Below are 23,959 nucleotides of genomic sequence, written 5' to 3'. Positions count from 1 at the left end.
CACCGGTTGATCAGGACAACTTGGCTTCGGCGGCAGCCACCACCGCTTCCGGCGTGATGCCGAAATGCCTGTAGAGGTCCTTGTAGGGGCCGGAAGCGCCGAAGGTCGACATGCCGATGAAGGTGCCGTCGCTGCCGATCAGATGATCCCAGCCCTGGCGGACACCGGCTTCGACCGCGATCTTGACCGGGGAATTGCCGATGATCGCTTGCTGATAATCCTCGCTCTGCTCGGCAAAGAGCTCGACGCAGGGAACGGAAACGACGCGCGTCGCAATGCCCTTGGCCGTCAGGGTCTGACATGCCTTCACCGCGATCTCGACTTCCGAACCGGTGGCGAAGATCGTCACTTTGGCATCGCTGGCGGTGATGAGGTCATAGGCACCGCGGGCGCAGAGATTTTCCTCTTCGTATTCCGTGCGCACGGCCATCAGGTTCTGGCGCGTCAGCGCGATTGCAGACGGGCGCGCGCGGCTTTCGAGCGCGAGCTGCCAGCATTCGGCGGTCTCCGTTGCATCGGCCGGGCGGAACACCAGGAGGTTCGGGATCGCGCGCAGCGAGGCGAGGTGCTCGACAGGCTGATGCGTCGGACCGTCTTCGCCAAGGCCGATGGAATCATGCGTCAGCACATGGATGACGCGAATACCCATCAGCGCGGCAAGGCGGATCGACGGGCGGCAATAGTCGGAGAAGATCAGAAAGCCGCCGGAATAGGGGATGAGGCCGCCATGGAGCGCCATGCCGTTCATGGCGGCGGCCATGCCGTGCTCGCGCACGCCATAATGGATATAGCGGCCGGCGAAGCTGTCCGGGGTGATCGAATGGGTCTGGCTCGTCTTGGTGTTGTTGGAGCCGGTCAGGTCGGCAGAGCCGCCGACCGTCTCGGCTAGCACGCCGTTGATGACCTCGAGCGCATCCTCGGAGGCCTTGCGGGTGGCCGGCGACGGCTTGGTCTCCGCGAGCTTCTGCTTATAGGAGCCGATCGCCGAAGCGAGGCTGCCTTCCAGGTCGCCGGCGAAGCGGCGGATGAACTGCGCCTTCTTCTCGGTCTCGGCGGATTCCAGCCGCTCTTCCCACTCCTTGCGTGCCTTGGTCGAGCGCAAGCCGGCAAGCCGCCAGGCGTCGAGTACGTCGGAGGGAACGGTGAAGGCCTCGGCTTCCCAGCCGAGCGCCTTACGAGTCGCGGCGATTTCCTCGGCGCCGAGCGGCGAGCCGTGCACTTTGTGCGTGCCGGCCTTGTTCGGCGCACCGAAGCCGATGACGGTCTTGCAGGCGATCATCGTTGGCTTATCGGACTTCTGAGCCTCCTCGATCGCGGCGGCGATCGCGTCCGGATCATGACCGTCGACCGCGATCGTGTGCCAGTTGCAGGCGCGGAAGCGGGCGTGCTGGTCAGTCGAGTCGGCGATCGAGATCGGGCCGTCGATCGAAATGTTGTTGTCGTCCCAGAAGACGATCAGCTTGTTGAGCTTCAAATGACCGGCAAGCGCGATCGCCTCCTGGCTGATGCCTTCCATCAGGCAGCCGTCGCCGGCGATGACGTAGGTGTAGTGCTCCATCAGCTCGGCCCCGAACTCCTCCCGGAGCTTGCGCTCGGCGATCGCCATGCCGACGGAATTGGCAATGCCCTGGCCGAGCGGACCGGTCGTCGTCTCGATGCCTGCCGCGTGGCCATATTCCGGATGGCCGGCCGTGCGCGAGCCGAGCTGGCGGAAATTCCTGATCTCGTCGATGGTGATGTCTTCGTAGCCGGTCAAGTAGAGCAGCGAATAGAGAAGCATCGAACCGTGGCCGGCGGACAGAACGAAGCGATCGCGATTGGGCCAATGGGGCTGCTTCGGGTCGAAGCTCAGATAGCGGGTGAAGAGAACCGTTGCTATATCGGCGGCACCCATGGGAAGACCGGGGTGGCCGGAATTTGCCTTCTCGACGGCGTCCATGGAGAGGAAACGGATTGCATTCGCCATCCGGTCGTGTTTTTCGCGAGAGATCATGACTGTTCCGTTTGGGTTCGGTGGTCAGGGACGGTCTCCAATCCTCCAAAGACCGTATGAGAAGCGGCCCGACACATAGCAGGTGCGCCGCGCGAGTCAATAAATACAGGCCTTCCACGACCAAATGGCGGCGATCTTTCGCGCGCCATTCCGCAGCCCGTCGCGCCGTCGCCATCGGTGTCTTCACGAGCCGGATTCAGCCATCCACAGCTTGCCTCGAGCAATTGTTCCACCCGGCATTGTTGATAGTTGGGGAATGGGTTTAAAAAGGATGTTCCGATACGGCCGGTTGCGCCGGCGATTCGGAGTGCAGGGCCGGTCGCCGATCGTATTCCGACGGAGTTACGGAGCTCTGCCACCTAGTTAAGGGCAATGAGGAGGCCGACCGCAGTCTCCCTTCCCGCGCGCGTGAGGTTTCGGAAGGATGCCGGCAAAGACGGTCAAGGCAGCGATCGAGGAGTTGCAGAACGCGGTCCAATCCCTTGAGATCGCGCTGGACGGCCGTTTTGACAAGGAAAGGGACGTAAGCGAGTTCGAGGACGAAGTGCGGCGCGTCAATACGGACCGGTCGCGGCTGGCACAGGAGCTCGACCAGTCGCAATTCCGGGCGAACCGCCTGGAAGAGGTCAATCGCGAGGTTTCCCGCCGGCTGGTGACGGCAATGGAGACCATTCGGGCAGTCCTGGATCGCTGAGGTTCTTGAAGCATGGCACAGGTGACGGTAACGATCGACGGCAAGGCTTATCGAATGGCCTGCGAAGAGGGGCAGGAAGACCATTTGAGCGAACTCGCCACCAGGTTCGACCGTTATGTCGGTCATCTTCGGGGGCAGTTCGGCGAGATCGGCGATCTCAGGCTGACCGTCATGGCCGGCATCATGGTGATGGACGAACTGAGCGAGGTCGATCGCCGGCTGAAGATCCTCGAGGCCGAGGTCGAGAGCCTCAAGACGAGCCGCGAGACGGAGGTTTCCGACCAGATGCGCAGCGAGGAAGCGGTCGCAGCGGCTCTCGGCGAGGTGACGGCGCAGATCCACGCTGTCGTGGCCAGGCTCAACGGCCGCCCGTCGCCCGCGAACTGAGGCGCCGGCGCCATCCGCTAGCTTGATTTCTGAATCAAATTCGGTGGCATTCGCACATCCCGCTCTGGCGAAAGCAGCGAAGACGTTCTATATCTGCCGGGCGGTCTGCGCTTCCCGACAGGAACCACAATCCCCGGGGCCATACACGATCTCAAGGGAACTGTCCCTGGCCGGACTCGTGGGTCCGGACACACGGTGCCCACCTACCTAGTAGGTACCCGGGATCGTAAACTATCCATCGGTCGTCGTGGATCGCACTCCTTCTCTTTCGGTTTCGTTCGGCCCCCGAAAGGCGCGGCGGAGGGCGTCTGCCATCGCGTCGACCGCCTGCGACCGCTTGTCCGCCTTTGTCCGAAGCACGACCTTGGACAGGTCGATGATGCCGAAACCGTCAGTTTCCGTGAGTTCTCGGCAACCGGGCGGAATGACGCTGCGCGACAGCGGTGCTATGGCCAGTCCCGAAAGGACGGCCGCGATCAGGCCGCTGGTCGTGCGGCTCACGAAGGCGATGCGGCTTTCGACCTCGTGCTGTTTCAGGTTCCGCATGGCAAGATCGTCGCACCACCCGCCTTCGACGTAGGTATAGGTGGCGATCGGCAGCGGTCGGCGTTCATGGATTGCATGCTGGCTGGAGGTCACCCAGACTGTCGGATCGATCATGAGCACTTCGTTCCGGCTTTTCCCGCCCGGCTCGAACACGACGGCAATGTCGATTTCGCCGGCTTCGAGCGCCGCAAGATTGGACATCGAGGTTCCCTGGTGCACGGTTATCTCGACGTCGGGGTGGATGGCTGCAAAGGCGCCGAGCGCCCGCGGCAGCGTGGAGTTGATATATTCCTCCGATACCCCGATCCGGACCGAGCCGCCGAGGGCCGGTTGCCGCATCGCCGCCGCCGTGTCGTCGAGGAGAGCGACGATACGCCGCGCGTTGTCGACGAGGCGCCGGCCGTGTGCCGACAGCGCGACGCCGCGGGAATGGCGCTCGAACAGCGGCAGGCCGATCAGTTCCTCCAGCTTCTTGACCTGCATGCTGACGGCCGATTGCGTGCGCCGCACCGTGTTGGCAGCCCGCGTGAGATTGCCGGCGTCGGCGACCGCCAGAAAGGTCCTGAGCAGGTCGCTGTCGAGAGGGATGGACATCCGAACTACCATTAGAAAAATTGATGGCAGCCATGCTCGCAATTCGTTTGTCGCATGTCAACGCGGAGCGGAGAATGAGGGCGTCGCAATCATCGAGAGGCGATCGCCATGGGTGTCCTGGTTGCCCCGTCATTTCGCAGTGTCCGCCGTTCGTCACGCCTCACGGGCGCGCTTTCCCATTGGCGCCTCCGGCTCGCGGTTCGGGCCGAATGGACTCTCCTTCTCCAACGGCGAGACTCTCGCCTCATCGCGGACGCCGGTGTCGCCGACGCATTTCATGCGGCCGGCTGCGACCGCCGGCCGCTTCCTCAGGTCTACTGGATGCTATGACCGAGCCGGACGGCCCGGCACACGGCTTCCGCCAGATTGCGCGACTTGAGCTTCGCATCACATCCTGAAGCGCCCGGTCGACCGTTCGAGCGAAAAGCGAAATATCGGTCTCGCTCCGTCATGCCGTTGTCACCAACGGCGTGAAGCCGCCAGTCATTCGCAACTCTGGCGCATCCCGCAAAGTCCCATGGCCGCAGATTCCCAACGCGACGGCAAGGCTGTGTCGAGACGGGAAGGGGTGGAGCTTTGTCGCGAAATGTTGCAAAAGCGACGGCGACATGGTTCCAGCCCCGGGGCGGCTTTCGCTACTCGGTTGCAGGACCGGACATTGCCATGAAGGGGGCGCTTGATGTCGCCAAAGGACTTGAAGGCCGCGTTGAGGAAGGAGTGTCTCGCCCTGCGTGACGCCATGCCGGCGGAGGTTCGCATCGAAGCGAGCCTCGCGATGGCCGATCACGCCGCCGATGTCATCGCGCTCGACCCCGGCCATATCGTTTCGGGTTTCTGGCCGATCCGTTCGGAGGCGGACATCCGGCCGTTGATGGTGCGACTCAGGGACCGCGGTGCCCGTCTCTGCCTGCCGGTCATTCTAGACAAGAACACGATTGTCTTCCGTGAGCTCGTCGACGGTATCGCGGTGGTCGAAACCGGGTTTGGTACGGCCGGGCCTGGGCCGGATGCGCCGGAAATCGATCCGGACATCATGCTGGTGCCGCTTTCTGCCTTTGACGCGACCGGCCATCGTATCGGCTACGGCGCCGGGTATTACGACCGGGCGATCGATCGTTTGCGCAGCAAAGGTCACATGCCGCGGCTGATCGGCATTGCATTCGACTGCCAGGAAGTGGCATCAGTGCCGTCTGAACCGCACGACGTGGCGCTGGACGCTGTGCTCACGGAAAGCGGCTTCCGGCATTTTTGAGCGGGATTGAACGGCATGCGACTTCTGTTTCTGGGGGATATGGTGGGAAAGACGGGCCGCACGGCGGTCTGGGAGCGCCTCCCGGGGCTGGTCGGCGACTTGAAGCTCGATTTCGTCGTCGTCAATGGCGAGAACGCCGCTGGGGGCTTTGGCATCACCGAGGAGATCTTCCTGGAGACGATCAATGCGGGCGCCGATGTGGTGACGACCGGCAACCACGTCTGGGACCAGAAGGAGGCGGTGGTCTTCTGCGAGCGGCACGACCAGTTCCTGCGCCCGGCGAACTACCCGGCCGGCACGCCGGGACGCGGCTCCAATCTCTATTTCGCCCGCAACGGAGCGCGCGTCCTCGTCGCCAACGTGATGGGCCGCGTGTTCATGCATCCCGAGCTCGACGATCCGTTCAAGTCGGCCGAGGCGATCCTCGAGGCTTGCCCGCTCGGCGAGCAGGCCGATGCCGTCGTCTTCGACTTCCACGCCGAGGCGACGAGCGAGAAGCAATGTTTTGGCCATTTCGTTGACGGGCGCGCCAGCCTCGTCGTGGGCACGCACACCCATGTACCGACCGCGGACCATCAGATCCTCAATGGCGGCACCGGCTATATCAGCGATGCCGGCATGTGCGGCGATTACGATTCCTCGCTCGGCATGGAGAAGGAGGAGCCGCTCAACCGCTTCATCTCGAAGATGCCCAAGGGCCGCTTCGAGGCGGCCTCCGGCCCCGCCACCATCTGTGGCGTCGGCATCGAGATTTCCGACCGCACCGGTCTCGCCGAGAAGATCGCGCCCCTGCGGCTGGGGCCAAGGCTCGGCGAGACGATTCCCGAATTCTGGTCGTAGAACACGAGTCTGCACGCCGGGGCTGTTTGAAATTTCACCACGTTCCACGTGGCCTCGCCCTCGCGGGCAGGCGTCTGCAACGCTGCGGCCGCAATGACGCAATTGTGAGCGGCCGGGGGCCTCCAGACGCTGGACGGCGCAAGGACCATGAACGATCCTGCCTACCGCTGAAGACGTGAGAGGTGCAGGATGCTGCTGCGATACCTTGCCTATACTCTCGCCGCCATCTGGCTCGTCCACGCATTTTGGCCCGAGCGGGCTCATGCGCAACAGTCGCGAGCGCCCGTCAGCCAGTGCCAGGCGATTGCGCAGGCGACACCCGCGGCGACCTTCGTCGGCTTCACGGCGCCGCCGGCCCTGCCTGCCGCAGCGATGGAGGGGGAGGTGAGCATCACCTTTCTCGGCCACTCGACCTTTCTCATAGAGACGCCCGGCGGCATCTCGATCGCCACCGACTATAATGGCTGGTTCCGTACGGCATTGCCGCCGACCGTCGTGACGATGAACAGGGCCCATTCGAGCCACTACACGCTGACGCCGGATCCGGCGATCCGCCACGTGCTGCACGGGTGGGGCGAAAACGGCGAGCCGGCCGATCACGACCTCGTCGTCGGCGACGCCTATATCCGCAACGTGCCGACCGACATTCGCTCGGGCTTCGGCGGCATGGAGCCGAACGGAAATTCAATCTTCATCTTCGAGGTGGCGGGGCTCTGCATCGGCCATCTCGGCCACCTGCATTACGAACTCGACGACAGCCATTATCGTGCGATCGGCAGGCTCGACGTGCTGATGGTGCCGGTCGATGGCGGTCTGACGATGGGTGCCGAAAGCATGAGCCGTGTCGTGAGCCGGCTGCGGTCGGCACTGATCCTGCCGATGCACCGGCGCGGACCGATCGTCAACGATTTCCTGGCGATGTTCGGCGACGATTACGACAAGAGCTATGCCACTGGAGACAGCGTGAAGGTCTCCCTGCGCTCGCTTCCCAAGAAGCCGCTGATCTATGTCCTGCAGGGGGTATAACCTTTCCCCTCCTCGCGAAACGCAGCGAAGACATCGCGAAGGTCGCGCCATTTCGCTTCCCGAAAAGACGGCGTCCCCTGCTGGACGGGACGCGGCAATGAAACTATAAGGCGCCCCATTCCGACATATTCATGCATGCAGAGGGCGCCATGGCTGGCCATTCACAGTTCAAGAACATTATGCACCGCAAGGGCCGTCAGGATGCGGTGCGCTCGAAAATGTTTTCCAAGCTCGCGCGCGAAATCACAGTCGCAGCCAAGACCGGCCTGCCCGACCCGACCATGAATCCGCGCCTAAGGCTGGCGATCCAGAACGCCAAGGCACAGTCGATGCCCAAGGACAATATCGAGCGCGCGATCAAGAAGGCTGCCGGCGGCGATGCGGAGAACTACGAGGAAGTCCGCTATGAAGGCTACGGCCCGGGAGGCGTCGCCGTCATCGTCGAGGCGCTCACCGACAACCGCAACCGCACCGCGTCCAACGTCCGCTCGATTTTCACGAAGGCGGGCGGCGCCCTCGGCGAAACCGGCTCGGTTTCCTTCTCCTTCGATCGCGTCGGCGAAATCACCTATAAGCTGACCGCCGGCGATGCCGACAAAATGATGGAAGCCGCGATCGAGGCGGGCGCCGACGACGTCGCGACGGACGAGGAAAGCCACACGATCATCTGCGGTTTCGAGGATATCGGCGAGGTCTCCAAGGCGCTCGAAGGCACGCTTGGCGAAGCCGAAACCGTCAAGGCGATCTGGAAGCCTCAGAACACGGTGCCGGTCGACGAGGAAAAGGCGCAGTCGCTGATGAAGCTGATCGACAACCTCGAAGACGATGACGACGTCCAGAACGTCTATTCCAACTTCGAAGTCAGCGACGAGGTTCTCGCGAAGCTCTCGGCCTGATGCTCCGATCTGGCGTCGAACCGACCCGCATTGCCGCCGCAATGCGGGTCTTTTGCCTCTCAGAGGCTGCCTCCTAGGGCAAGCGTCAGCGAATTGTCGATGTGCTGCTTCAGCGCCGCAACCGCGTCGGCCTCCCTGCCGTCGCGCAGGGCTTCGAGAAACGCCAGATGCTCCCCGATCACGCGCACGGCATTGGAGGGCGTCACCCGGATGCGCGACTGCACCGCCATGCGTATCTTGATCGCTGTCACGCGATAGACATTGTCGATCAGGGCATTCCCCATGGTGGCGACCAGCCGGGCATGCATGTTCCAGTCCAGCCGCTGGAACCGGTTCGACAGATCGGGATCCGCTGCGCGGTCGAGGCTCGCACGCGCCTCCTGATGCGCCGCAATCCAGGCGTCCATCTCTTCGGGCGGCAGGAATTTGAGCGCGTGCGGAACCGCGCTCGTCTCGATCATCGCACGCAGTTGATAGGCATCGCGCACGAAGGCGACGTCTAGGCTCGGCACCATCAGGCCGCGCTTGGGAAGCGTCTGGAGCAGGCCTTCGGCCTCGAGGCGCGGGACCGCCTCACGCACGGCACCAAGGGTCGCCCCCGTCTTCTCGACGAGCTCGCGCTGCGAGACCATCTGGCCGGGCTTGAGCACACCTTCGTTCAGAAGATCCTCGATGCGGTCATAGGCTGCCTGGCGCAAGGGTGCGTGGCCGGACCGTTGTCCGCCCTGCCGATTGAAATCGTCGGCGTGAAGCCCTGCGTCGCTCATCGTTCCACCCGTTCCGAGCTTGACATACTACTAACATGTTAGTCACTTGTCATCCGCGAAATTATGGTTATCCTAAGGGTTCGTTCCGGCCGCGGGAGGAGATGCGGCTCGAGACGATCCACAGATGAATACCGGAATTTCGGCCCTCGGGTGCCGCCGGTCGAGGTGAAGACACCCGACGTTTCGAATGGGAGGAAACTATGAAGACGAAATTCACGCGCCGCTCCGTGCTTGCCATGTCGGCGGCGGCGGCCGCCTTGCCGTTGATGTCGCGGGTGGCTTTTGCCGCGGATAAACCGGTGCTCAGGCTTTCGACGCCTGCATCCGATACCGACCAGCGCTCCGTGGCGCTGATGGAGAAATTCGCGCCGAGCATTGCCGATTTCGCCACCTTCGAGCCGCACTGGAACGCGACCCTGTTCAAGCAGGGCACCGAACTCGAGGCGATTGCCCGCGGCAATCTGGAGATGGCGATCACCTCGGCGCAGGAACTCGCCGTTTTCCTGCCGGAGTTCTCGATCTTTTCGGCCGGCTACGTTCATAAGGACGCGGCGCATCAGGTGAAGGTCTTCAATGACCCGCTGATGGATCCGTTGAAGCAGAAGGTCGAGGACGAGCTCGGCGTCAAACTGCTGACGGTGATGTATCTCGGCCGTCGCCAGCTCAATCTGCGTGAGTCCAAGGACGAGCTCACCGTGATGACGCCCGCGGATCTCAAGGGCGTGACGCTGCGTATGCCCGGCACCGATGCCTGGCAGTTCCTCGGCAGGGCGCTCGGCGCCAATCCGGTGCCGATGGCCTTCACCGAAATCTATACCGGCCTGCAGACCGGCGCCATCGACGGGCAGGACAATCCGCTGCCGACAGTGGTGGACGCGAAGTTCTACGAAGTCACCAAGCAGATCTGCATGACCTCGCATCTGGTCGACCTCAATTACCTGGCGATCTCCAAGAAGACGTTCGACGGCTTCTCCGCGGAACAACAGGCCGCGCTGCAAAAGGCCGCCGACGATGCCGCGGAATTCGGCCGCCAGAACCAGCTGAAGAAGGAAGACGAACTCGTTGCCTTCCTGAAGGAGAAGGGGCTCGAGATATACGAGCCGGACATCGCAGCCTTCCGGGACCACGTGCAGAAGATGTTCCTGGAGAGCGAATTCGCCGCCGCCTGGCCTGCCGGCATGCTGGACAAGATCAACGCGCTCGCAGCCTGACGAGATCGGCGCCGCATTTGGCTTTGTGTTCACGATGCGGCGACCGCGCTATCCGTTGAATTCGCCGCATTCGTGCAGCGTCAGGTAACCCGTTTGACTATAGCGCCGCGCGTCCTATCAGGCGCGCAAAGGTCGCTGTAGCACTTTGAATTGCTGCATGTCTTTGTCCTTAAATCGAGGTCGATTTAGGAGATATGCAGTGGCAATATGGTTTGGGAGACCCCAAATGACCGGCCTTTTCAAGGGGTTGCTAAAGGGGGCGGAAGCCGTCGGCGCGCTGATGATGCTGGCCCTTTTTGCCACCTTCCTGCTGCAGATATTCTCCCGCTACGTTATGGACCAGCCTTTCGGCTGGACGCTGGAGCTTTGCCTTATCCTGTGGGTGTGGATCGTGTTCTTCGGCTGCGCATTCTTCGTGCGCAACGAGGACCACATAACCTTCGATCTCCTCTACCGTTCGACTTCGGCCGGTCCGCGCCGTGTCATGGCCGCAGTGTCGGCCCTGGCGATCGTCGCGGGCCTCTCGTGGTCGCTGTTGCCCACGTGGGACTGGATCGACTTCCTCCGCATCAAGAGAAGCCCGACGCTGCGCGTGCCCATGCGTGACGTCTATGTCATCTATGCCGTATTTCTCGTGGCCGTGATCGGCGCCTACGCCTGGAGGCTTGTCCGAATATTGAAGGACGGGGTCGCTGACGAGGATGCGCCCGAACATGATGAGGCCCGGCCGTGAGCGTCGCCCTTTCCCTTTGCCTCCTGGCGATCTTTGTGCTTGCCGCCATCGGCACGCCGGTCGCCTATTCCATTCTGGTCGGTTCCATCGTCTACCTTGCGGTGAAAGGACAGGACGTCGCCATTGCTGGCGAGCAGATGGCCTCCGGTCTCTACGACAGTTTCGTCCTGCTCGCGGTACCGCTCTTCATCGTTGCCGCCAACATCATGAATGCAGGGACGATCTCCGAGCGGCTCCTGAAATTCTGCGTGGCGACCGTCGGGCGGTTCCGCGGCGGGCTCGGTCATGTGAACGTCGTCTCGTCGATCATTTTCTCCGGCATGTCGGGCTCCGCGGTTGCCGATGCGGCGGGCGTTGGGCGCATCGTCACCGAGATGATGAGGAAAAGCGGCCACTATTCGCGCGGCTATGCGGCGGCGCTGACGGCGGCGTCCGCCACGATCGGCCCGATCATTCCCCCCTCGATCCCGATGGTTCTTTATGCGCTCGTCTCCAACACGTCCGTCGGCTACCTGTTCCTCGGCGGCGTTACGCCCGGGCTAACGATGGGCGCCGTGCTGATGGGCATGAACATCCTCTACGCACACCGGCGCGGTATCGCTGCCGACGCGGCGGTGCCCTTGCGCGAAGTTCCGCGCCTCACCCTCCAGGCCTTTCCGGTCCTGCTGATGCCGGCGATCCTGCTTTACGGCATCTATGGCGGTATCGCCACGCCCACGGAAGCTGCGGCAATAGCTGCAGCCTATGCGCTGTTCCTGGCGACCGTGTTTTACCGATCGCTGACGCTGAAGGCCTTCTACGAGGTCCTCGTGGACAGCGCCCGCCCATCTGCCGCCGTGGGCCTCGTGATCGGCGGCGCCCTGGTGCTGAACTACATCGTGGCCTCGGAGAATATCGGCACGACGATCGCTCAGACGCTCGCCGGCATCGACGTGTCGCCGCTTGCCTTCATGCTCGGCATCAACCTGCTTCTGCTTGCTCTCGGCTGCGTGCTCGACGCCTCGACGATCATTCTCGTCATCATTCCGCTGTTCATTCCGGCCTGCCGGGAACTCGGCATCGACCTCGTCTATTTCGGCGTCGTCGCCGTGGTGAATACGATGATCGGCCTCGTCACGCCGCCCTATGGAATCCTGCTCTTCGTCATCAATGCAACGACAAGAATTCCGCTTGCCGAAATCATCCGCGAAATCTGGGCCTTCGTTGCGGCGCTCATCCTCGCGCTCATCATGATGATCCTGTTCCCCGAGATCATTCTCTGGCTGCCTCGGCTTTTTGGCTATGCCGGCTGATCCCACCCACGGAGCCTCAAGTGACCAAACGCGTCGCCGGAATCATTCCCGTCATGATCACGCCCTTCGGCCCTGACGGAAAAATCGACTGGGACGGCTATGAAGCCCTGATCGAATGGTACATCGCCAATGGCTCGGAGGCGCTTTTCGCCGCCTGCCAGTCCTCCGAAATGCGGTTTCTGTCGCTCGAGGAGCGCGTGGATCTCTCGCGCTTCGCCGTCGAAAAGGTTGCTGGCCGCATACCGGTGGTTTCCTCCGGACATATTTCCGACGGTCTCGACGATCAGATCACGGAACTCACGGCCATTGCCGACAGCGGGGCGGATGCGGTCATCCTCGTCTCGAACCGGCTGGCGCCGGAGACCGGCGGCGCGGCGGAGATGCGCGCATCGTTCGATGCCCTGCTCCAAGCCCTGCCGAAGGACGTGCCGCTTGGCCTCTATGAATGCCCGGCGCCCTATCGCCGGCTTCTCAGCGATGACGAGATCGATTTCTGCGCGCAGTCGGGCCGCTTCATCCTCTTGAAGGATGTTTCCTGCGATCTCGACATCGTCAGGCGCAGGGCGAAGATCACCGAAGATACGCCATTCCTCATCTGCAACGCCAATGCGGCGATCGCCTATCCGGCCATGCAGGCGACCGGTGCCGGCTTCTGCGGTGTGATGAACAATTTCCACCCGGATCTTTACCGCTGGCTGCAGGATCATGGGTCGAAATATCCCGAATTCGCCGAGGAACTAGCGGTCTTCCTAGTGCTTTCGGCACAGACGGAACCGATGGGCTATCCGAAACTTGCCAAGCTCTACCACAAGAGGCTCGGCACCTTTGCGGATACGTCCAGCCGCGCCGTGCCCTATGACATCCACGAGAAATATTGGGCGCTCGAGGCCGTCATCGACCGGATCGTCCAGGGAACGGACATGTTCCGCGCCAGGATCAAGGCGTTACAGCACCGCGCGTCTTTTTAGACGCGCAAAGGTTCGCTGTAACTCCTGGAAGCTGCGCACCGAGCTTTCCGAAAATCGTTGCGATCTCTGGGCCGATGCTCTTGGCGGCGCCGCGGTTTAACTGGTCATTGCGGCAAGGCTCCGCTGCGCCTCGCCGAAGAGCCCGACCGAATGGAGCCGTGCCTCCATGTCGAAGATCGGCATGGAGATGATCAGTTCGTCGGCCTTGGTGAGGTCGAGGAAGGACGCGATCTTCCGGCGGACCGTGTCGGGACTGCCGACCACCGCATGGGCGATTGCGTGGTCGACGAAGATCTTCTCATCAGCGCTCCATAGGCCGTCCATCGACTTAACCGGCGGCGGAAAGCGGCCCCGGGCATTGCGGCGGAGCGCTGCGAAGGACTGCTGCATCGAGGTGAAGAGATAGTTGGCCTCCTCATCCGTTTCGGCGGCAACGCCCATGACGCCGACCATCACATGCGGCCTGTCGAGCTCAGGCGAGGGCGTGAAGCGCTCGCGGTAGATCTCGAGCGCGGAGAGCAGCATGTCCGGGGCGAAATGCGAGGCGAAGGCGAAGGGAAGCCCCAGCATGCCGGCGAGGTGGGCGCTGAAATGGCTGGAGCCGAGCAGCCAAATCGGCACGTTGGAATCGGCACCGGGTACGGCGATGATTTTCTGGTCCTCGGTGACCGGACCGAGCAATGCCCGAAGCTCGACGACATCGTTCGGGAAATTGTTGGCGCTCGCCTCCATGTTGCGCCGCAGCGCCTGCGCGGTGCGCGTGTCCGTGCCGGGCGCGCGGCCAAGGCCGAGATCGATGCGGCCGGGATAAAGCGCTGCCAGGGTGCCGAATTGTTCGGCGATCACCAGCGGCGAGTGGTTGGGCAGCATGATGCCGCCCGATCCGACGCGGACCGTCCGCGTCGCCGAAGCGACATGCGAAATGACGAGCGACGTTGCCGCACTGGCAATACCTTTCATGCCGTGATGCTCGGCCAACCAGAAGCGTTTGTACCCGTTCTCTTCGGCCGCGATTGCCAGCTGGCGGGAGTTCTCGAGCGATTGCGCGACGCTGCCGCCTTCGGTGATCGGCGACAGGTCGAGAATGGAGAAGGGGACCATGGCAATGCCTTTTTCTCTAAGGGAAATTGATCGATGGCAATGTAGGTTCAAGTTTCCTCAATCCAAGGTTTGTCCGGCCGTTTCCGCCGGTGCCAGATCTTTCTGTGCAATGTTTTTGTTTTGTTCACTTTTTACTGGCAGCGTCTCATCGACCGACATAGGGTGAGATATGCAGACTACGATTCGCATCATCGGCATCGATCCGGGCCTGAGGCGCACCGGTTGGGGGATTATCGAAACGCTCGGCAATTCGTTGCGCTTCGTCGCTTCCGGGACGGTGACCTCGGACGGCGAGATGGACCTCGCTTCCCGCCTCTGCCAGCTGCATGACGGGCTTGCCGACGTAGTGCACAGCTTCCAGCCGCACGAGGCGGCCGTCGAGCAGACCTTCGTCAACAAGGACGCGACCGCAACCTTGAAGCTCGGTCAAGCGCGCGGCATTGCCATGCTGGTTCCCGCGCGAGCGGGCTTGCGGGTTGCAGAATACGCGCCAAACGCTGTCAAGAAGGCGGTGATCGGCGTCGGGCACGGCGAGAAGCAGCAGATCCATATGATGCTGAAGGTGCTGATGCCGAAGGCCGAGTTCAAGGGCAACGACGCTGCCGACGCGCTTGCCATCGCCATTTGCCACGCCCATAACCGCCAGGCGATCACCAGCCGCCTGGCGGCGCTTGCAGGGTAGGGCAATGGGGCCTCAGATTGGAATGATGGCGCAATAGGATAACGAGAGCCAGATGATCGGTAAACTGAAGGGCACCATCGACGAAATCGGCGAGGATTTCGTCGTGCTCGACGTGCATGGCGTCGGCTATGTCGCCCATTGTTCGGCGCGCACCCTTGGCAAGCTTGGATCGGCAGGGGAGGCGGCGGTGCTCTTCATCGAGACCTATGTGCGCGAGGACCAGCTGAAGCTTTTCGGTTTCCTGACGGCGCTTGAGCGCGAATGGTTCCGCCTGTTGCAAACAGTCCAGGGGGTGGGATCGAAGGTGGCGCTGGCGCTGCTTTCGACGCTGACGCCGAGCGAGCTTGCCAATGCCGTCGCGCTACAGGACAAAACGTCGGTTGCACGCGCCCCCGGCGTGGGCCCGAAGGTGGCGGTGCGCATCGTGACCGAGCTCAAGAACAAGGCGCCGGCCTTTGTCGGCGAGATGTCGGCCCCGATCGGCTTCAAGCAGGAACTCAGCGAGGGGGCCGCCTCCGCACCGGTTGCGGATGCGGTCTCCGCCCTGACCAATCTCGGCTATTCGCGCGACCAGGCGGCAAATGCCGTTGCCGCGGCTCTGAAGAATGGTGGGGAAGGCGGCGACAGCGCCAAGCTGATCCGGCTCGGCTTGAAGGAGCTGGCTCGATGAGCCTTTCTGCGGCCGCAATCGCATCGGAATGAGCCTCGCGGGAGCGATCGGACTGGATCGGCGGCGGCGCTCGCATTATGGTTGAGAGCTGCACCGTGCCTGCGGATGGCCGTGCGACCCAGCCCGCAAATGGAAGATTGAAATGAATGAAGCCCCACGCCTGATAGCGCCGGAAAAGCGTGGTGAAGACATCGATGCGACCTTGCGTCCGCAGTCCCTCGATGAATTCACCGGCCAGGCTGAGGCCCGCGCCAATCTCAAGATATTCATCGAGGCGGCGCGCAATCGCGGCGAGGCGCTCGACCACGTGCTCTTCGTCGGTCCCCCCGGTCTCGGCAAGACGACGCTGGCGCAGATTATGGCGAAGGAACTGGGCGTCAATTTCCGCTCGACCTCCGGTCCGGTGATCGCCAAGGCCGGCGACCTCGCAGCACTCCTCACCAATCTCGAGGAGCGCGACGTGCTCTTCATCGACGAGATCCATCGCCTGAACCCGGCGGTCGAGGAAATTCTCTATCCGGCGATGGAGGATTTTCAGCTCGATCTCATCATAGGCGAAGGGCCGGCGGCGCGTTCCGTGAAGATCGACCTCTCCAAGTTCACCCTGGTCGCCGCGACGACCCGCCTCGGGCTCCTGACGACGCCCTTGCGCGACCGCTTCGGCATTCCCGTTCGGCTCAATTTTTACACCGTCGACGAGCTGGAACTGATCGTGCGGCGCGGTGCGCGGCTGATGGGCCTCGGCATGACGGATGCGGGCGCGCGCGAAATCGCCCGTCGGGCGCGTGGCACGCCGCGAATAGCCGGGCGCCTTCTGCGGCGCGTGCGCGATTTCGCGGAGGTTGCCCGCGTCGAAGCCGTGACGCGGGAGCTTGCCGACGAGGCCCTTACACGGCTGCTCGTCGACAATATGGGCCTCGACCAGCTCGACCGCCGCTACCTGACAATGATCGCTCAGAATTTCGGTGGCGGGCCCGTCGGCATCGATACGATTGCAGCAGGGCTTTCTGAGCCGCGCGACGCGATCGAGGACATCATCGAGCCCTACCTAATCCAGCAGGGCTTCATCCAGCGCACCCCGCGCGGCCGCGTGCTGACGGCCAATGCATGGAAGCATCTCGGCCTCAGTCCGCCCAAGGAGATCGAGGCGGCGCAATTCCGGCTGACGCTCAAGGACGACTGAGATGATCACCCGTCGCGGCTTCATGACGTTGGTCGGCGGCGGGTTCGCAAGCTTCGCTGCGCTTGGCGGCTATGCCTTTGCCGTCGAGCCGCTCGCGCGGCTCTCAATTGCGCGCTATCGTGTGATCCCGCCCGGCTGGACGCCGGGCCTAAAGCTCCGTCTCGTCGCACTCGCCGATCTGCATGCCTGCGAGCCCTGGATGCCGGCCGACCGTATCATTTCGATCTGCAAGCGCGCCAACAGCCTCGGCGGCGATGCAATCCTGCTCCTCGGCGACTATGCCTCCGGCATGAATTTCGTCACGCGTCACGTCCATTCGAGCGAATGGTCGAAGGCGCTCTCGACACTGCAAGCGCCACTGGGCGTACACGCGGTGATGGGCAATCACGACTGGTGGGAAGACAGGACCGCCCAGAAGAGCGGCGGTGGCGAGACTTTTGCGCACCGGGCGCTGATGGGCGTCGGGATCGAGGTCCACAGCAATCGCGCCATCCGCCTCGAGAAGGACGGCTTCGGCTTCTGGATTGCGGGGCTCGAGGACCAGCTCGCGCTTCGCCCGGGCAAGATCTGGAACCGGCGGCGCATGGCCGGCCTCGACGATCTCGACGGCACGCTCGCGCAGGTGACGGATGAGGCACCAGTCATCCTGCTGGCGCACGAACCCGACATCTTTCCAAAAGTGCCGCCGCGCGTCTCGCTGACGCTTTCCGGGCACACCCATGGCGGACAGGTGCGGCTTGCCGGCTATTCGCCCGTCGTCCCGTCCCGTTTCGGCGATCGCTATGCCTATGGACATATCGTCGAGGAGGATCGCAATCTGATCGTCTCGGGCGGTCTCGGCTGCTCCATCGCCCCGGTCCGCCTCGGGGTGCCGCCGGAGATCGTGGTGGTCGATCTAGGGTAAGGGGAAAATCGCCGGCGGCTGCGACGTTGCCAGCCTCCCTTTTTACCGGACATTCCGCGCTAATTCCCGAACCGTGGCCGCCAGGCGTTCCTGCCCGCCCGAAGTCCACCCAAGCGCGCGCAGTCTGTCCGTGGCCATGATCTTGAAACCGCTTGGCTCCGCCGCCGGCGGCAAGGTATGGGGACAGCCGGTTGCAGATTGAAGCACAGCGAGAATCTCACGGTTTCCGGTCAGCACGTCGGAGACATTGAAGACCTTGCCGGAGACTTTTGCCGCATCCGTTTCGAGCATCAGGCGCACGGCCTGCGCGACCTCGTCGCCGTGGACTTCGGTGCCGATGCGCGACGGCACGGGTTTTCCCGCGAGGTAGTCGGCAAAGAGTCCGCTCCATTTGTGTTTACGGCCCGGCCCGGCTGGCCCGTAGACGCCGGTCACGCGCAGGTTCGCGGTGACGAATCCGGGGCCGGCGAGCGATTTCAACGCCTCTTCCGCCGCAAGCTTGACCGCGCCGTAGAGGGTGTCCGGTTCAGTGGGCGTGTCTTCATCGAGGACAGGCGACGAGGTTTCGCCATAGACGGCGCGGCTGGAAAGAAAGACTGTGCGGCGCACGCCGGCGGCGCGTGCCTCCTCGAAGAGGCGCACCGAGCCGTCGAGATTGGCGCGGCGGAACCCCTTCGGGTCTCCGCCTTCGCCGCCCCGGTACTTGCCCTCGACATGCTCGAAGGCCGCGTGGACGAAATAATAGACGTCGTCGAAAGCGGCGGTCTGGTCGCGGTCCGGATCGAGGTGAAGAGACACGTATGCCACGGCTCGCGAGAAGAAGCCTTCCGGCGGCCGCGAACGGCCACCAACGGTCACCTTATAACCGCATGCAAGCAACTGCTCGACGACGAAGCGGCCCACGAACCCGGTGCCGCCGGAGACGAGGACGCGGGTCATGACGACGCGCCGGCGCGTGCCGGATTCTCGAGCGCGGCAGGATCGGGAATGTTCTTGCCGGTCAGGTAGGCATGCCAAAGCTCGATCAGCGGGCGCAGGCTGTCCGCGCGCGGATGATCCTTTTCCCACGGCTTTTCGTACTGGTAGTGAAGGATGGCGATCGAGCGCCAATCCCAGAGGCCGGGCAGGTTGAACCAGACATATTGCAACATGTTCATCGTTACCGGCAGGCCGTGCCAATCGGGGAAGAAATCTTGCAGGAAGGTCTGGTCTGTGCGCGGCCAGAAGGCGCCCGGCGCATCGAGGGCCGTCAGCATCCTTTCGAATGTCGCAGGCGAGGGCTCTGCGACGAATACGCCGGAGTTCAGCCGATGGAAATCGGCAAGGCTCTCATAGACGTTCGGTGCCGCCGAAAATTGCGGATAGAGGAACAGCTTGTCGATATTGCGCAGAACGAGCGCGTCGGCGTCTATGAAGACGCAGCGCTCGTAATCGGTGAGCTGCCAGAGCCGCAGCTTGCAGAAATTGTCGAGCGGCGAGTGGAAGGCGGGCTTGCGGCCTTTCGTGAAGGGTGCCTGGTCGTGCACGTTCCGGCGCGCATGGCGGGCGTTGAATTCGTCGGAAAGCGGCAGGAGTTCCGTTTCGATCAGCCGGCAGTCGAATTCCGCGAGCGGCTTGAGCGCGGAGATATCCACTCCGCCCGTGTGCAGCACCACGATATCTGCCGTCGTCTCCGTGCGGCGGATCGAGCGGGCGAGCGCGCGCGCGCCCAGTGCATAGTCGGCATTGGTGACGAGCGTCACGAAGGCCTGGCTGGCCGCGGGCGGCGAGGACGGGTGGAGCCCTTCCGAAGCGGTCGTCTGTGCGATCATGAAACGGATTTCAGCCGCTTGCCCTCCGGATCGTGATTGATCAGCGGAGCGATGTCCCTGGTCCAGGCAGACACGGCCGGCACGCGCGAGCGGTCGACGCGATAGGCGAATTTCTTCGCGACGTCGACGATCTCCGAGAGCAGCCCGTCCGCAAGGCGAATGGGCTCGAGCCCGAGCGCGAGGAACTTCTCGTTGTGCACGACGAGATCGTTCTCCGCCGCCTCCTTGCGCGGATTGGGCAGCCAGGCGATCTCGGAGCCGGTCGTTTTGGCGACCATCTCGGCAAGGTCGCGGACGCGATGCGTCTCGGTCATCTGATTGAAGATCTCGACGCGGCTGCCGCGTGCCGGCGGTTTCCGCAGCGCGAGTTCGATGCAGCGCACCGAATCCTGGATATGGATGAAGGCGCGGGTCTGGCCGCCAGTGCCGTGCACCGTCAGCGGATAGCCGATCGCCGCCTGGATCAGGAAGCGGTTCAGGACCGTACCATAGTCGCCGTCATAGTCGAAGCGGTTGATGAGCTGCGGATGGCGCCGGGTCTGTGCCGTATGCGTGCCCCAGACGATGCCCTGGTGCAGGTCGGTAATCCTGAGCCCGTCGTTCTTGGCATAGAACTGGAAGAGCAACTGATCGAGGCACTTGGTCATGTGATAGATCGAGCCGGGATTTGACGGGTAGAGGATCTCCTGGCTTACTGTCTCGCCACCCAGGGTCTCGATCCCGACGGGCAGGTAGCCTTCGGGAATGGCCGCGCCGATCGTCGAATAGCCGTAGACGCCCATGGTGCCGAGATGCACGAGATGGGCATCGAGATCGATTTCCACCAGCGCGTTCAGCAGGTTATGGGTGGCATTGACGTTGTTGTTGACCGTGTAATTCTTGTGCCGGTCACTCTTCATCGAATAGGGAGCGGCCCGCTGCTCGGCAAAGTGCACGATCGCGTCGGGGCGATGTTCCTGCAGCCATTTCTTCAGGAGTTCGTAGTCGCGGGCGAGGTCGATCAGGTTGAAGTGGATGCGCCGACCGGTCTCCGCGTGCCAGATGCGGGTGCGTTCCTGGATGGAATCCATCGGGGTCAAGGATTGCACGCCAAGCTCGGTGTCTATCCAGCGGCGGGAGAGATTGTCGAGAATGTGGATGTCGTGGCCCGCATCGGACAGATGGAGCGCGGTGGGCCAGCCGACGAAACCGTCACCGCCGAGGACTGCAATTTTCATGCACGATTCTCCTGATCGGGAGGAAGGGACGGATCATCAGATAGGACAGGATTGTGACAAAGCTACAAATACTTGCAATTGCCTTTTCGATCCTGCACAGGAAAGCAAATCCTCCCGGAGAACGCCATGTCACTGATTTCGCTTGCCGGCGAGTTGACCGAAACCGGCCATCGACTGATCCAGCGGGTTTATTACGCGGACACCGATTTTTCCGGCCTCGTCTATCACGCCCGCTATCTTCACTTCATGGAAAGGGCCCGGACCGATTATCTCAGGCTGCTCGGGGTCGAACAGGCATCGCTCGCGATCGAGGGCGATTCGGAGGGGCTCGTCTTCGTCGTTCATCGGATGGAAATCGACTTCAAGACACCCGCGCGGATGGATGACGTGCTGACGATCGAAACCGTGACCGATAAGGCCGGCGGCGCCAAGATGGTGCTGCACCAACAAATCCGGCGCGGCGATGCGCTGCTGATTGCGGCAAAGGTCATTATTGCGGTGATAAACGGTCAGGGCCGGCCTCGCCGGCTGCCGGAGGCGCTGGCCGCGAAGTTTCTGGCTGCCCAGACTGCGGCGGCCTGAGCCGGAACGCCCTCAGCCCCCGACCGCCTCCAGCACCTTCTTCGTCAACGATTGCCTGGCCTTGCCGAACTCCCGCCAGGGATCCGTGTCGCTTTCGATCCGCTTGAGGATGTCGGCCATCTGGAAAGTATTGGCCGCATCCAGGGCTTCGAGTTCGCCCCATCCGACCGGCGTGGCGATCGGCCCGCCCTCCCGCGCACGGGTGGAATAGGGGGCGATCGCCGTGGCGCCGCGTTCGTTTCTCAGCCAATCGATGAAGATCCGGCCCTTTCGTTTGGCCTTCGACATGGTGGCCACGAATTGGTCGGGATCGCGATCGGCGAAACGCTGCGCGATCGCCTTGGCAAAGCGCTTCACCTCGTCCCAGGCGGCGCGGCGAACAAGCGGCACGACCACATGCAGGCCCTTGCCGCCGGTCACCAGGGCGAAGGAGGTCAGGCCGATCCCGCCGAGCTCGTCTCGCAGCGCCGCGGCCGCGTGCTTCACAATGGCGAAGGCGACGCTAGGGTCGGGATCGAGGTCGAAGACCAGGCGGTCCGGCTGATCCAGCTTGTCGATGGTTGAACCCCAGATGTGAAACTCGAGGGTCCCCATCTGAACGGCGGCGACCAGCCCCTCGGCACCGTGCAGATACATGTAGTTCTTGGTCTCGCCGGATGCTTCCTCGATCGGAACCTCCCGTATGTCGTTCGGAAAGCCGTCGCTCGCATGCTTCTGGTAGAAGCACTTCCGCTGCCGCCCTTGCGGGCAGCGCACCAGGGAGAGGGGATGATCGGCCGCGAGCGGCAGCATCCGCTCGGCGACGACGGCATAGTAGCGGGCAAGATCGATCTTGCTGATGCCTTGGCCCTGGAAGAGGATCCGGTCGGGGTTGGAGATGCGGATGCCGAGCACCTCGTCCTCGCCCTTCGGCGTGCGCCTGGCGCTCTTCGTTGCCGGGAATTTGTTCGTGCCGGTCTTGGCCTTGGCGGTTGTGGGATTCGGCGTTTCCAGTTTCACGGCCCTGGCCTCCTTGTCCTCTCGCAGTCCCTGGAACGAGCCGTGGCGGATATGGCCGTCATCGGTGAACTCGGCGAAATCAACTTCCGCCACCAGGTCCGGCTTCAGCCACACGCCATCGCGGCTTCGTTCCCGCGGCACCGCATCGAAGGGCGGCGTCGCGCGTCTGCGCCCGGCGAAAAGCGCAGCGAGTTCCTCGAGCGCCTTGCCGGTGAAACCGGTACCGACACCGCCGCGATAGACGAGCTTGCCGCTCTCGAAGGTCCCGACCAAGAGGGACGCGAAGGGTCGGCCCTTTTTCGACGAGGGTGTATAGCCGCCGATCACGAATTCCTGGCGTTTCGTGCATTTGACCTTCAGCCAGCTCCGCGTTCGACCGCTGCGATAGGCAGCGTTCGCCTCCTTGGCGAGGATGCCTTCCTGCCCGGCCCTGCACATGGCGGCAAGCACATGCGCGCTGTTGCCGCGCACATGCTCGCTGTACTGGACCGTTGCCGTCACGCCGAGTGTGTCGAGCAGCGCCTTCAGCTTCGCCTTTCTTTCGACGAGCGGTTTACGACTCAGGTCCTTGCCGTCGAGTTCGATCAGGTCGAAGGCGTATAGACGGGTGCTGGCACCGGTCTTGAGTGCCTTCTGGAGCGCCGAAAAATTGGAGCCTTCCTGCGACAGCGCCACCACTTCGCCGTCGATCAGCGCCGACTTGCAGTCGAGTTCGGCAAGCGCGGAGGCGATCGCGGGGAATTTCCCGGTCCAGTCGAGGCCGTTGCGCGTGTAGCAGCGCGCTCCATCGCCGCCGACAGCGCAAATCAGCCGGTAGCCGTCGAACTTCACCTCGCTCAGCCAATCGTCTCCGGCGGGTGCCTTTGTCACCAGCGTCGCAAGCTGAGGCGGCCGGAAGCTCGGTGCCTTCGCGGAGGTTCGCGACCGGCGCCTCTGCCGATCGACGCTCTCGGCAATCGCACCGGCCTTGAGATTGGCCGCCGTGCTCCTGTTCGAATGCCAGACGCGCGCTTGTCCTTCGCCCTTGCCGGCGGCAATCTCTTCCATCGTGCGGCCGGTGCGGATGCTCGTCACCTGGTCTTCGACGAGCGTATCGCCGTCCTCGCGGGCGTGGCCGTCGCTCTGCTTGACGAGCAGCCAGTTTTCGCGTTTCTCGCCTCTCTGCGGCCGCATGCGGACAAGCGCCCAACCGCCCTGCATACGACTGCCGTAGAGGCGGAAGGAGAGCTTGCCCTTCTTCAGCCCCTCGGTCGGGTCTCCTTCCGGCTCCCACCAGCCGGTGTCCCAGAGCATCACCGTGCCGCCGCCATACTCACCCTCGGGGATCGTGCCCTCGAAATCGCCATAGGCGAGCGGGTGATCCTCCGTGCGCACGGCAAGGCGCTTGTCTTCAGGGTCGAGGCTCGGCCCCCGCGTGACGGCCCAGCTCTTCAGCACGCCCTCCCATTCGAGGCGGAAGTCGAAATGTAGCCGGGTCGCGTCGTGCTTCTGGACGAGAAAGCGCTTTCTGCCCTGATGCCCTCGCGCGACGGTTCCCCTCGGTTCACGCGTCCGGGTGAAATCGCGACGTCGATTATATTCGGAAAGCGGTTCGCTGCGCGCGGCCATGGA

22 protein-coding genes, 1 other RNA gene and 1 pseudogene are annotated in these 23,959 nt (G+C 63.1%); 16 read left to right on the top strand and 8 right to left on the bottom strand.

Annotated elements, in window-relative coordinates:
* Positions 1–10 precede the first annotated feature (10 nt).
* Positions 11–1,993, bottom strand: a complete 1,983-nt coding sequence (gene tkt / locus SJ05684_RS13300) for a transketolase (protein ID WP_034855084.1) — start codon at positions 1,991–1,993, stop codon at positions 11–13.
* 424 nt (positions 1,994–2,417) lie between these two features.
* Between tkt and SJ05684_RS13295 the strand changes: the two genes are divergently transcribed.
* The 3 genes from SJ05684_RS13295 (at position 2,418) to ssrS (ending at position 3,332) form a co-directional block, all read left to right on the top strand.
* Positions 2,418–2,687: a DUF4164 domain-containing protein gene (locus tag SJ05684_RS13295; RefSeq protein ID WP_034855087.1), complete on the top strand. Its 270-nt coding sequence runs from the start codon at positions 2,418–2,420 to the stop codon at positions 2,685–2,687.
* A 12-nt stretch (positions 2,688–2,699) separates the two neighbouring features.
* A complete protein-coding gene (locus tag SJ05684_RS13290; protein ID WP_034855089.1) occupies positions 2,700–3,074 on the top strand; it encodes a cell division protein ZapA in 375 nt (124 codons plus the stop codon).
* A gap of 99 nt (positions 3,075–3,173) precedes the next feature.
* Positions 3,174–3,332: non-coding RNA, 6S RNA (gene ssrS, locus SJ05684_RS13285), on the top strand.
* A 90-nt stretch (positions 3,333–3,422) separates the two neighbouring features.
* On the opposite strand, the pseudogene SJ05684_RS13280 reads toward ssrS, so the two are convergent.
* Positions 3,423–4,214 (bottom strand): annotated as a pseudogene (locus tag SJ05684_RS13280) (LysR family transcriptional regulator); the annotation flags it as partial.
* A 679-nt stretch (positions 4,215–4,893) separates the two neighbouring features.
* On the opposite strand from SJ05684_RS13280, the gene SJ05684_RS13275 reads away from it, so the two are divergent.
* From SJ05684_RS13275 to SJ05684_RS13260, 4 genes are all read left to right on the top strand, one after another.
* The gene (locus tag SJ05684_RS13275; protein WP_034855093.1) at positions 4,894–5,466 is read left to right on the top strand and encodes a 5-formyltetrahydrofolate cyclo-ligase; all 573 of its coding nucleotides are present in this window, start codon (positions 4,894–4,896) and stop codon (positions 5,464–5,466) included.
* A gap of 15 nt (positions 5,467–5,481) precedes the next feature.
* Positions 5,482–6,306 carry a TIGR00282 family metallophosphoesterase gene (locus tag SJ05684_RS13270; protein ID WP_034855095.1) on the top strand — a complete coding sequence of 275 codons (825 nt, stop codon included), beginning with the start codon at positions 5,482–5,484 and terminating at the stop codon, positions 6,304–6,306.
* Positions 6,307–6,495: 189 nt separating this feature from the next.
* Complete coding sequence (locus SJ05684_RS13265; protein ID WP_034855097.1) at positions 6,496–7,332, top strand: MBL fold metallo-hydrolase; 837 nt, start codon at positions 6,496–6,498, stop codon at positions 7,330–7,332.
* 149 nt (positions 7,333–7,481) lie between these two features.
* Positions 7,482–8,228 carry a YebC/PmpR family DNA-binding transcriptional regulator gene (locus SJ05684_RS13260; protein WP_034855160.1) on the top strand — a complete coding sequence of 249 codons (747 nt, stop codon included), beginning with the start codon at positions 7,482–7,484 and terminating at the stop codon, positions 8,226–8,228.
* A 59-nt stretch (positions 8,229–8,287) separates the two neighbouring features.
* On the opposite strand, the gene SJ05684_RS13255 is transcribed toward SJ05684_RS13260, so the two are convergent.
* Positions 8,288–8,995 (bottom strand): GntR family transcriptional regulator, encoded by a 708-nt coding sequence (locus tag SJ05684_RS13255; protein WP_050980019.1) that lies wholly within the window; start codon positions 8,993–8,995, stop codon positions 8,288–8,290.
* A 200-nt stretch (positions 8,996–9,195) separates the two neighbouring features.
* Between SJ05684_RS13255 and dctP the strand changes: the two genes are divergently transcribed.
* From dctP to SJ05684_RS13235, 4 genes are all read left to right on the top strand, one after another.
* Positions 9,196–10,206 (top strand): TRAP transporter substrate-binding protein DctP, encoded by a 1,011-nt coding sequence (gene dctP, locus SJ05684_RS13250; protein ID WP_034855098.1) that lies wholly within the window; start codon positions 9,196–9,198, stop codon positions 10,204–10,206.
* Positions 10,207–10,432: 226 nt separating this feature from the next.
* The gene (locus SJ05684_RS13245) at positions 10,433–10,939 is read left to right on the top strand and encodes a TRAP transporter small permease (RefSeq protein WP_034855100.1); all 507 of its coding nucleotides are present in this window, start codon (positions 10,433–10,435) and stop codon (positions 10,937–10,939) included.
* Entirely contained in the window at positions 10,936–12,231 is a 1,296-nt protein-coding gene (locus tag SJ05684_RS13240) for a TRAP transporter large permease (protein ID WP_034855102.1), read from the top strand. The genes SJ05684_RS13245 and SJ05684_RS13240 overlap by 4 nt, the downstream gene beginning before the upstream one ends.
* 20 nt (positions 12,232–12,251) lie before the next feature.
* Positions 12,252–13,199 carry a dihydrodipicolinate synthase family protein gene (locus SJ05684_RS13235; protein WP_034855104.1) on the top strand — a complete coding sequence of 316 codons (948 nt, stop codon included), beginning with the start codon at positions 12,252–12,254 and terminating at the stop codon, positions 13,197–13,199.
* A gap of 96 nt (positions 13,200–13,295) precedes the next feature.
* On the opposite strand, the gene SJ05684_RS13230 is transcribed toward SJ05684_RS13235, so the two are convergent.
* A complete protein-coding gene (locus SJ05684_RS13230) occupies positions 13,296–14,300 on the bottom strand; it encodes an LLM class flavin-dependent oxidoreductase (RefSeq protein WP_034855106.1) in 1,005 nt (334 codons plus the stop codon).
* A 169-nt stretch (positions 14,301–14,469) separates the two neighbouring features.
* Between SJ05684_RS13230 and ruvC the strand changes: the two genes are divergently transcribed.
* The 4 genes from ruvC (at position 14,470) to SJ05684_RS13210 (ending at position 17,739) form a co-directional block, all read left to right on the top strand.
* A complete protein-coding gene (gene ruvC / locus SJ05684_RS13225; RefSeq protein WP_034855108.1) occupies positions 14,470–14,982 on the top strand; it encodes a crossover junction endodeoxyribonuclease RuvC in 513 nt (170 codons plus the stop codon).
* Positions 14,983–15,034: 52 nt separating this feature from the next.
* Complete coding sequence (ruvA, locus tag SJ05684_RS13220) at positions 15,035–15,652, top strand: Holliday junction branch migration protein RuvA (protein ID WP_034855110.1); 618 nt, start codon at positions 15,035–15,037, stop codon at positions 15,650–15,652.
* Between the two features lie 142 nt (positions 15,653–15,794).
* Positions 15,795–16,835 carry a Holliday junction branch migration DNA helicase RuvB gene (ruvB, locus tag SJ05684_RS13215; RefSeq protein ID WP_034855112.1) on the top strand — a complete coding sequence of 347 codons (1,041 nt, stop codon included), beginning with the start codon at positions 15,795–15,797 and terminating at the stop codon, positions 16,833–16,835.
* A 1-nt stretch (position 16,836) separates the two neighbouring features.
* Positions 16,837–17,739: a metallophosphoesterase gene (locus SJ05684_RS13210; RefSeq protein ID WP_034855114.1), complete on the top strand. Its 903-nt coding sequence runs from the start codon at positions 16,837–16,839 to the stop codon at positions 17,737–17,739.
* Between the two features lie 42 nt (positions 17,740–17,781).
* Here SJ05684_RS13210 and SJ05684_RS13205 read toward each other — a convergent pair whose 3' ends face one another.
* The 3 genes from SJ05684_RS13205 to SJ05684_RS13195 are packed head-to-tail and all read right to left on the bottom strand — an operon-like array spanning position 17,782 to position 20,767.
* Positions 17,782–18,678, bottom strand: a complete 897-nt coding sequence (locus tag SJ05684_RS13205; RefSeq protein ID WP_034855115.1) for an NAD-dependent epimerase/dehydratase family protein — start codon at positions 18,676–18,678, stop codon at positions 17,782–17,784.
* The gene (locus SJ05684_RS13200) at positions 18,675–19,550 is read right to left on the bottom strand and encodes a glycosyltransferase (RefSeq protein WP_034855116.1); all 876 of its coding nucleotides are present in this window, start codon (positions 19,548–19,550) and stop codon (positions 18,675–18,677) included. Before SJ05684_RS13200 ends, SJ05684_RS13205 begins: the two co-directional genes overlap by 4 nt.
* Positions 19,547–20,767, bottom strand: coding sequence for an NAD-dependent epimerase/dehydratase family protein (locus tag SJ05684_RS13195; protein WP_034855117.1), 1,221 nt, complete (start codon positions 20,765–20,767; stop codon positions 19,547–19,549). The genes SJ05684_RS13200 and SJ05684_RS13195 overlap by 4 nt, the downstream gene beginning before the upstream one ends.
* Before the next feature lie 126 nt (positions 20,768–20,893).
* Between SJ05684_RS13195 and ybgC the strand changes: the two genes are divergently transcribed.
* A complete protein-coding gene (gene ybgC, locus SJ05684_RS13190) occupies positions 20,894–21,349 on the top strand; it encodes a tol-pal system-associated acyl-CoA thioesterase (RefSeq protein ID WP_034855118.1) in 456 nt (151 codons plus the stop codon).
* 12 nt (positions 21,350–21,361) lie between these two features.
* On the opposite strand, the gene ligD is transcribed toward ybgC, so the two are convergent.
* Positions 21,362–23,956, bottom strand: a complete 2,595-nt coding sequence (gene ligD / locus SJ05684_RS13185; RefSeq protein ID WP_034855119.1) for a DNA ligase D — start codon at positions 23,954–23,956, stop codon at positions 21,362–21,364.
* Between the last annotated feature and the right edge of the window lie 3 nt (positions 23,957–23,959).

The organism is Sinorhizobium sojae CCBAU 05684 (assembly GCF_002288525.1).
Classification (GTDB): Bacteria; Pseudomonadota; Alphaproteobacteria; order Rhizobiales; family Rhizobiaceae; genus Sinorhizobium; species Sinorhizobium sojae.
Note: the sequence above shows the minus strand (reverse complement) of the source record. Positions and strands in the feature narration are given on the sequence as shown.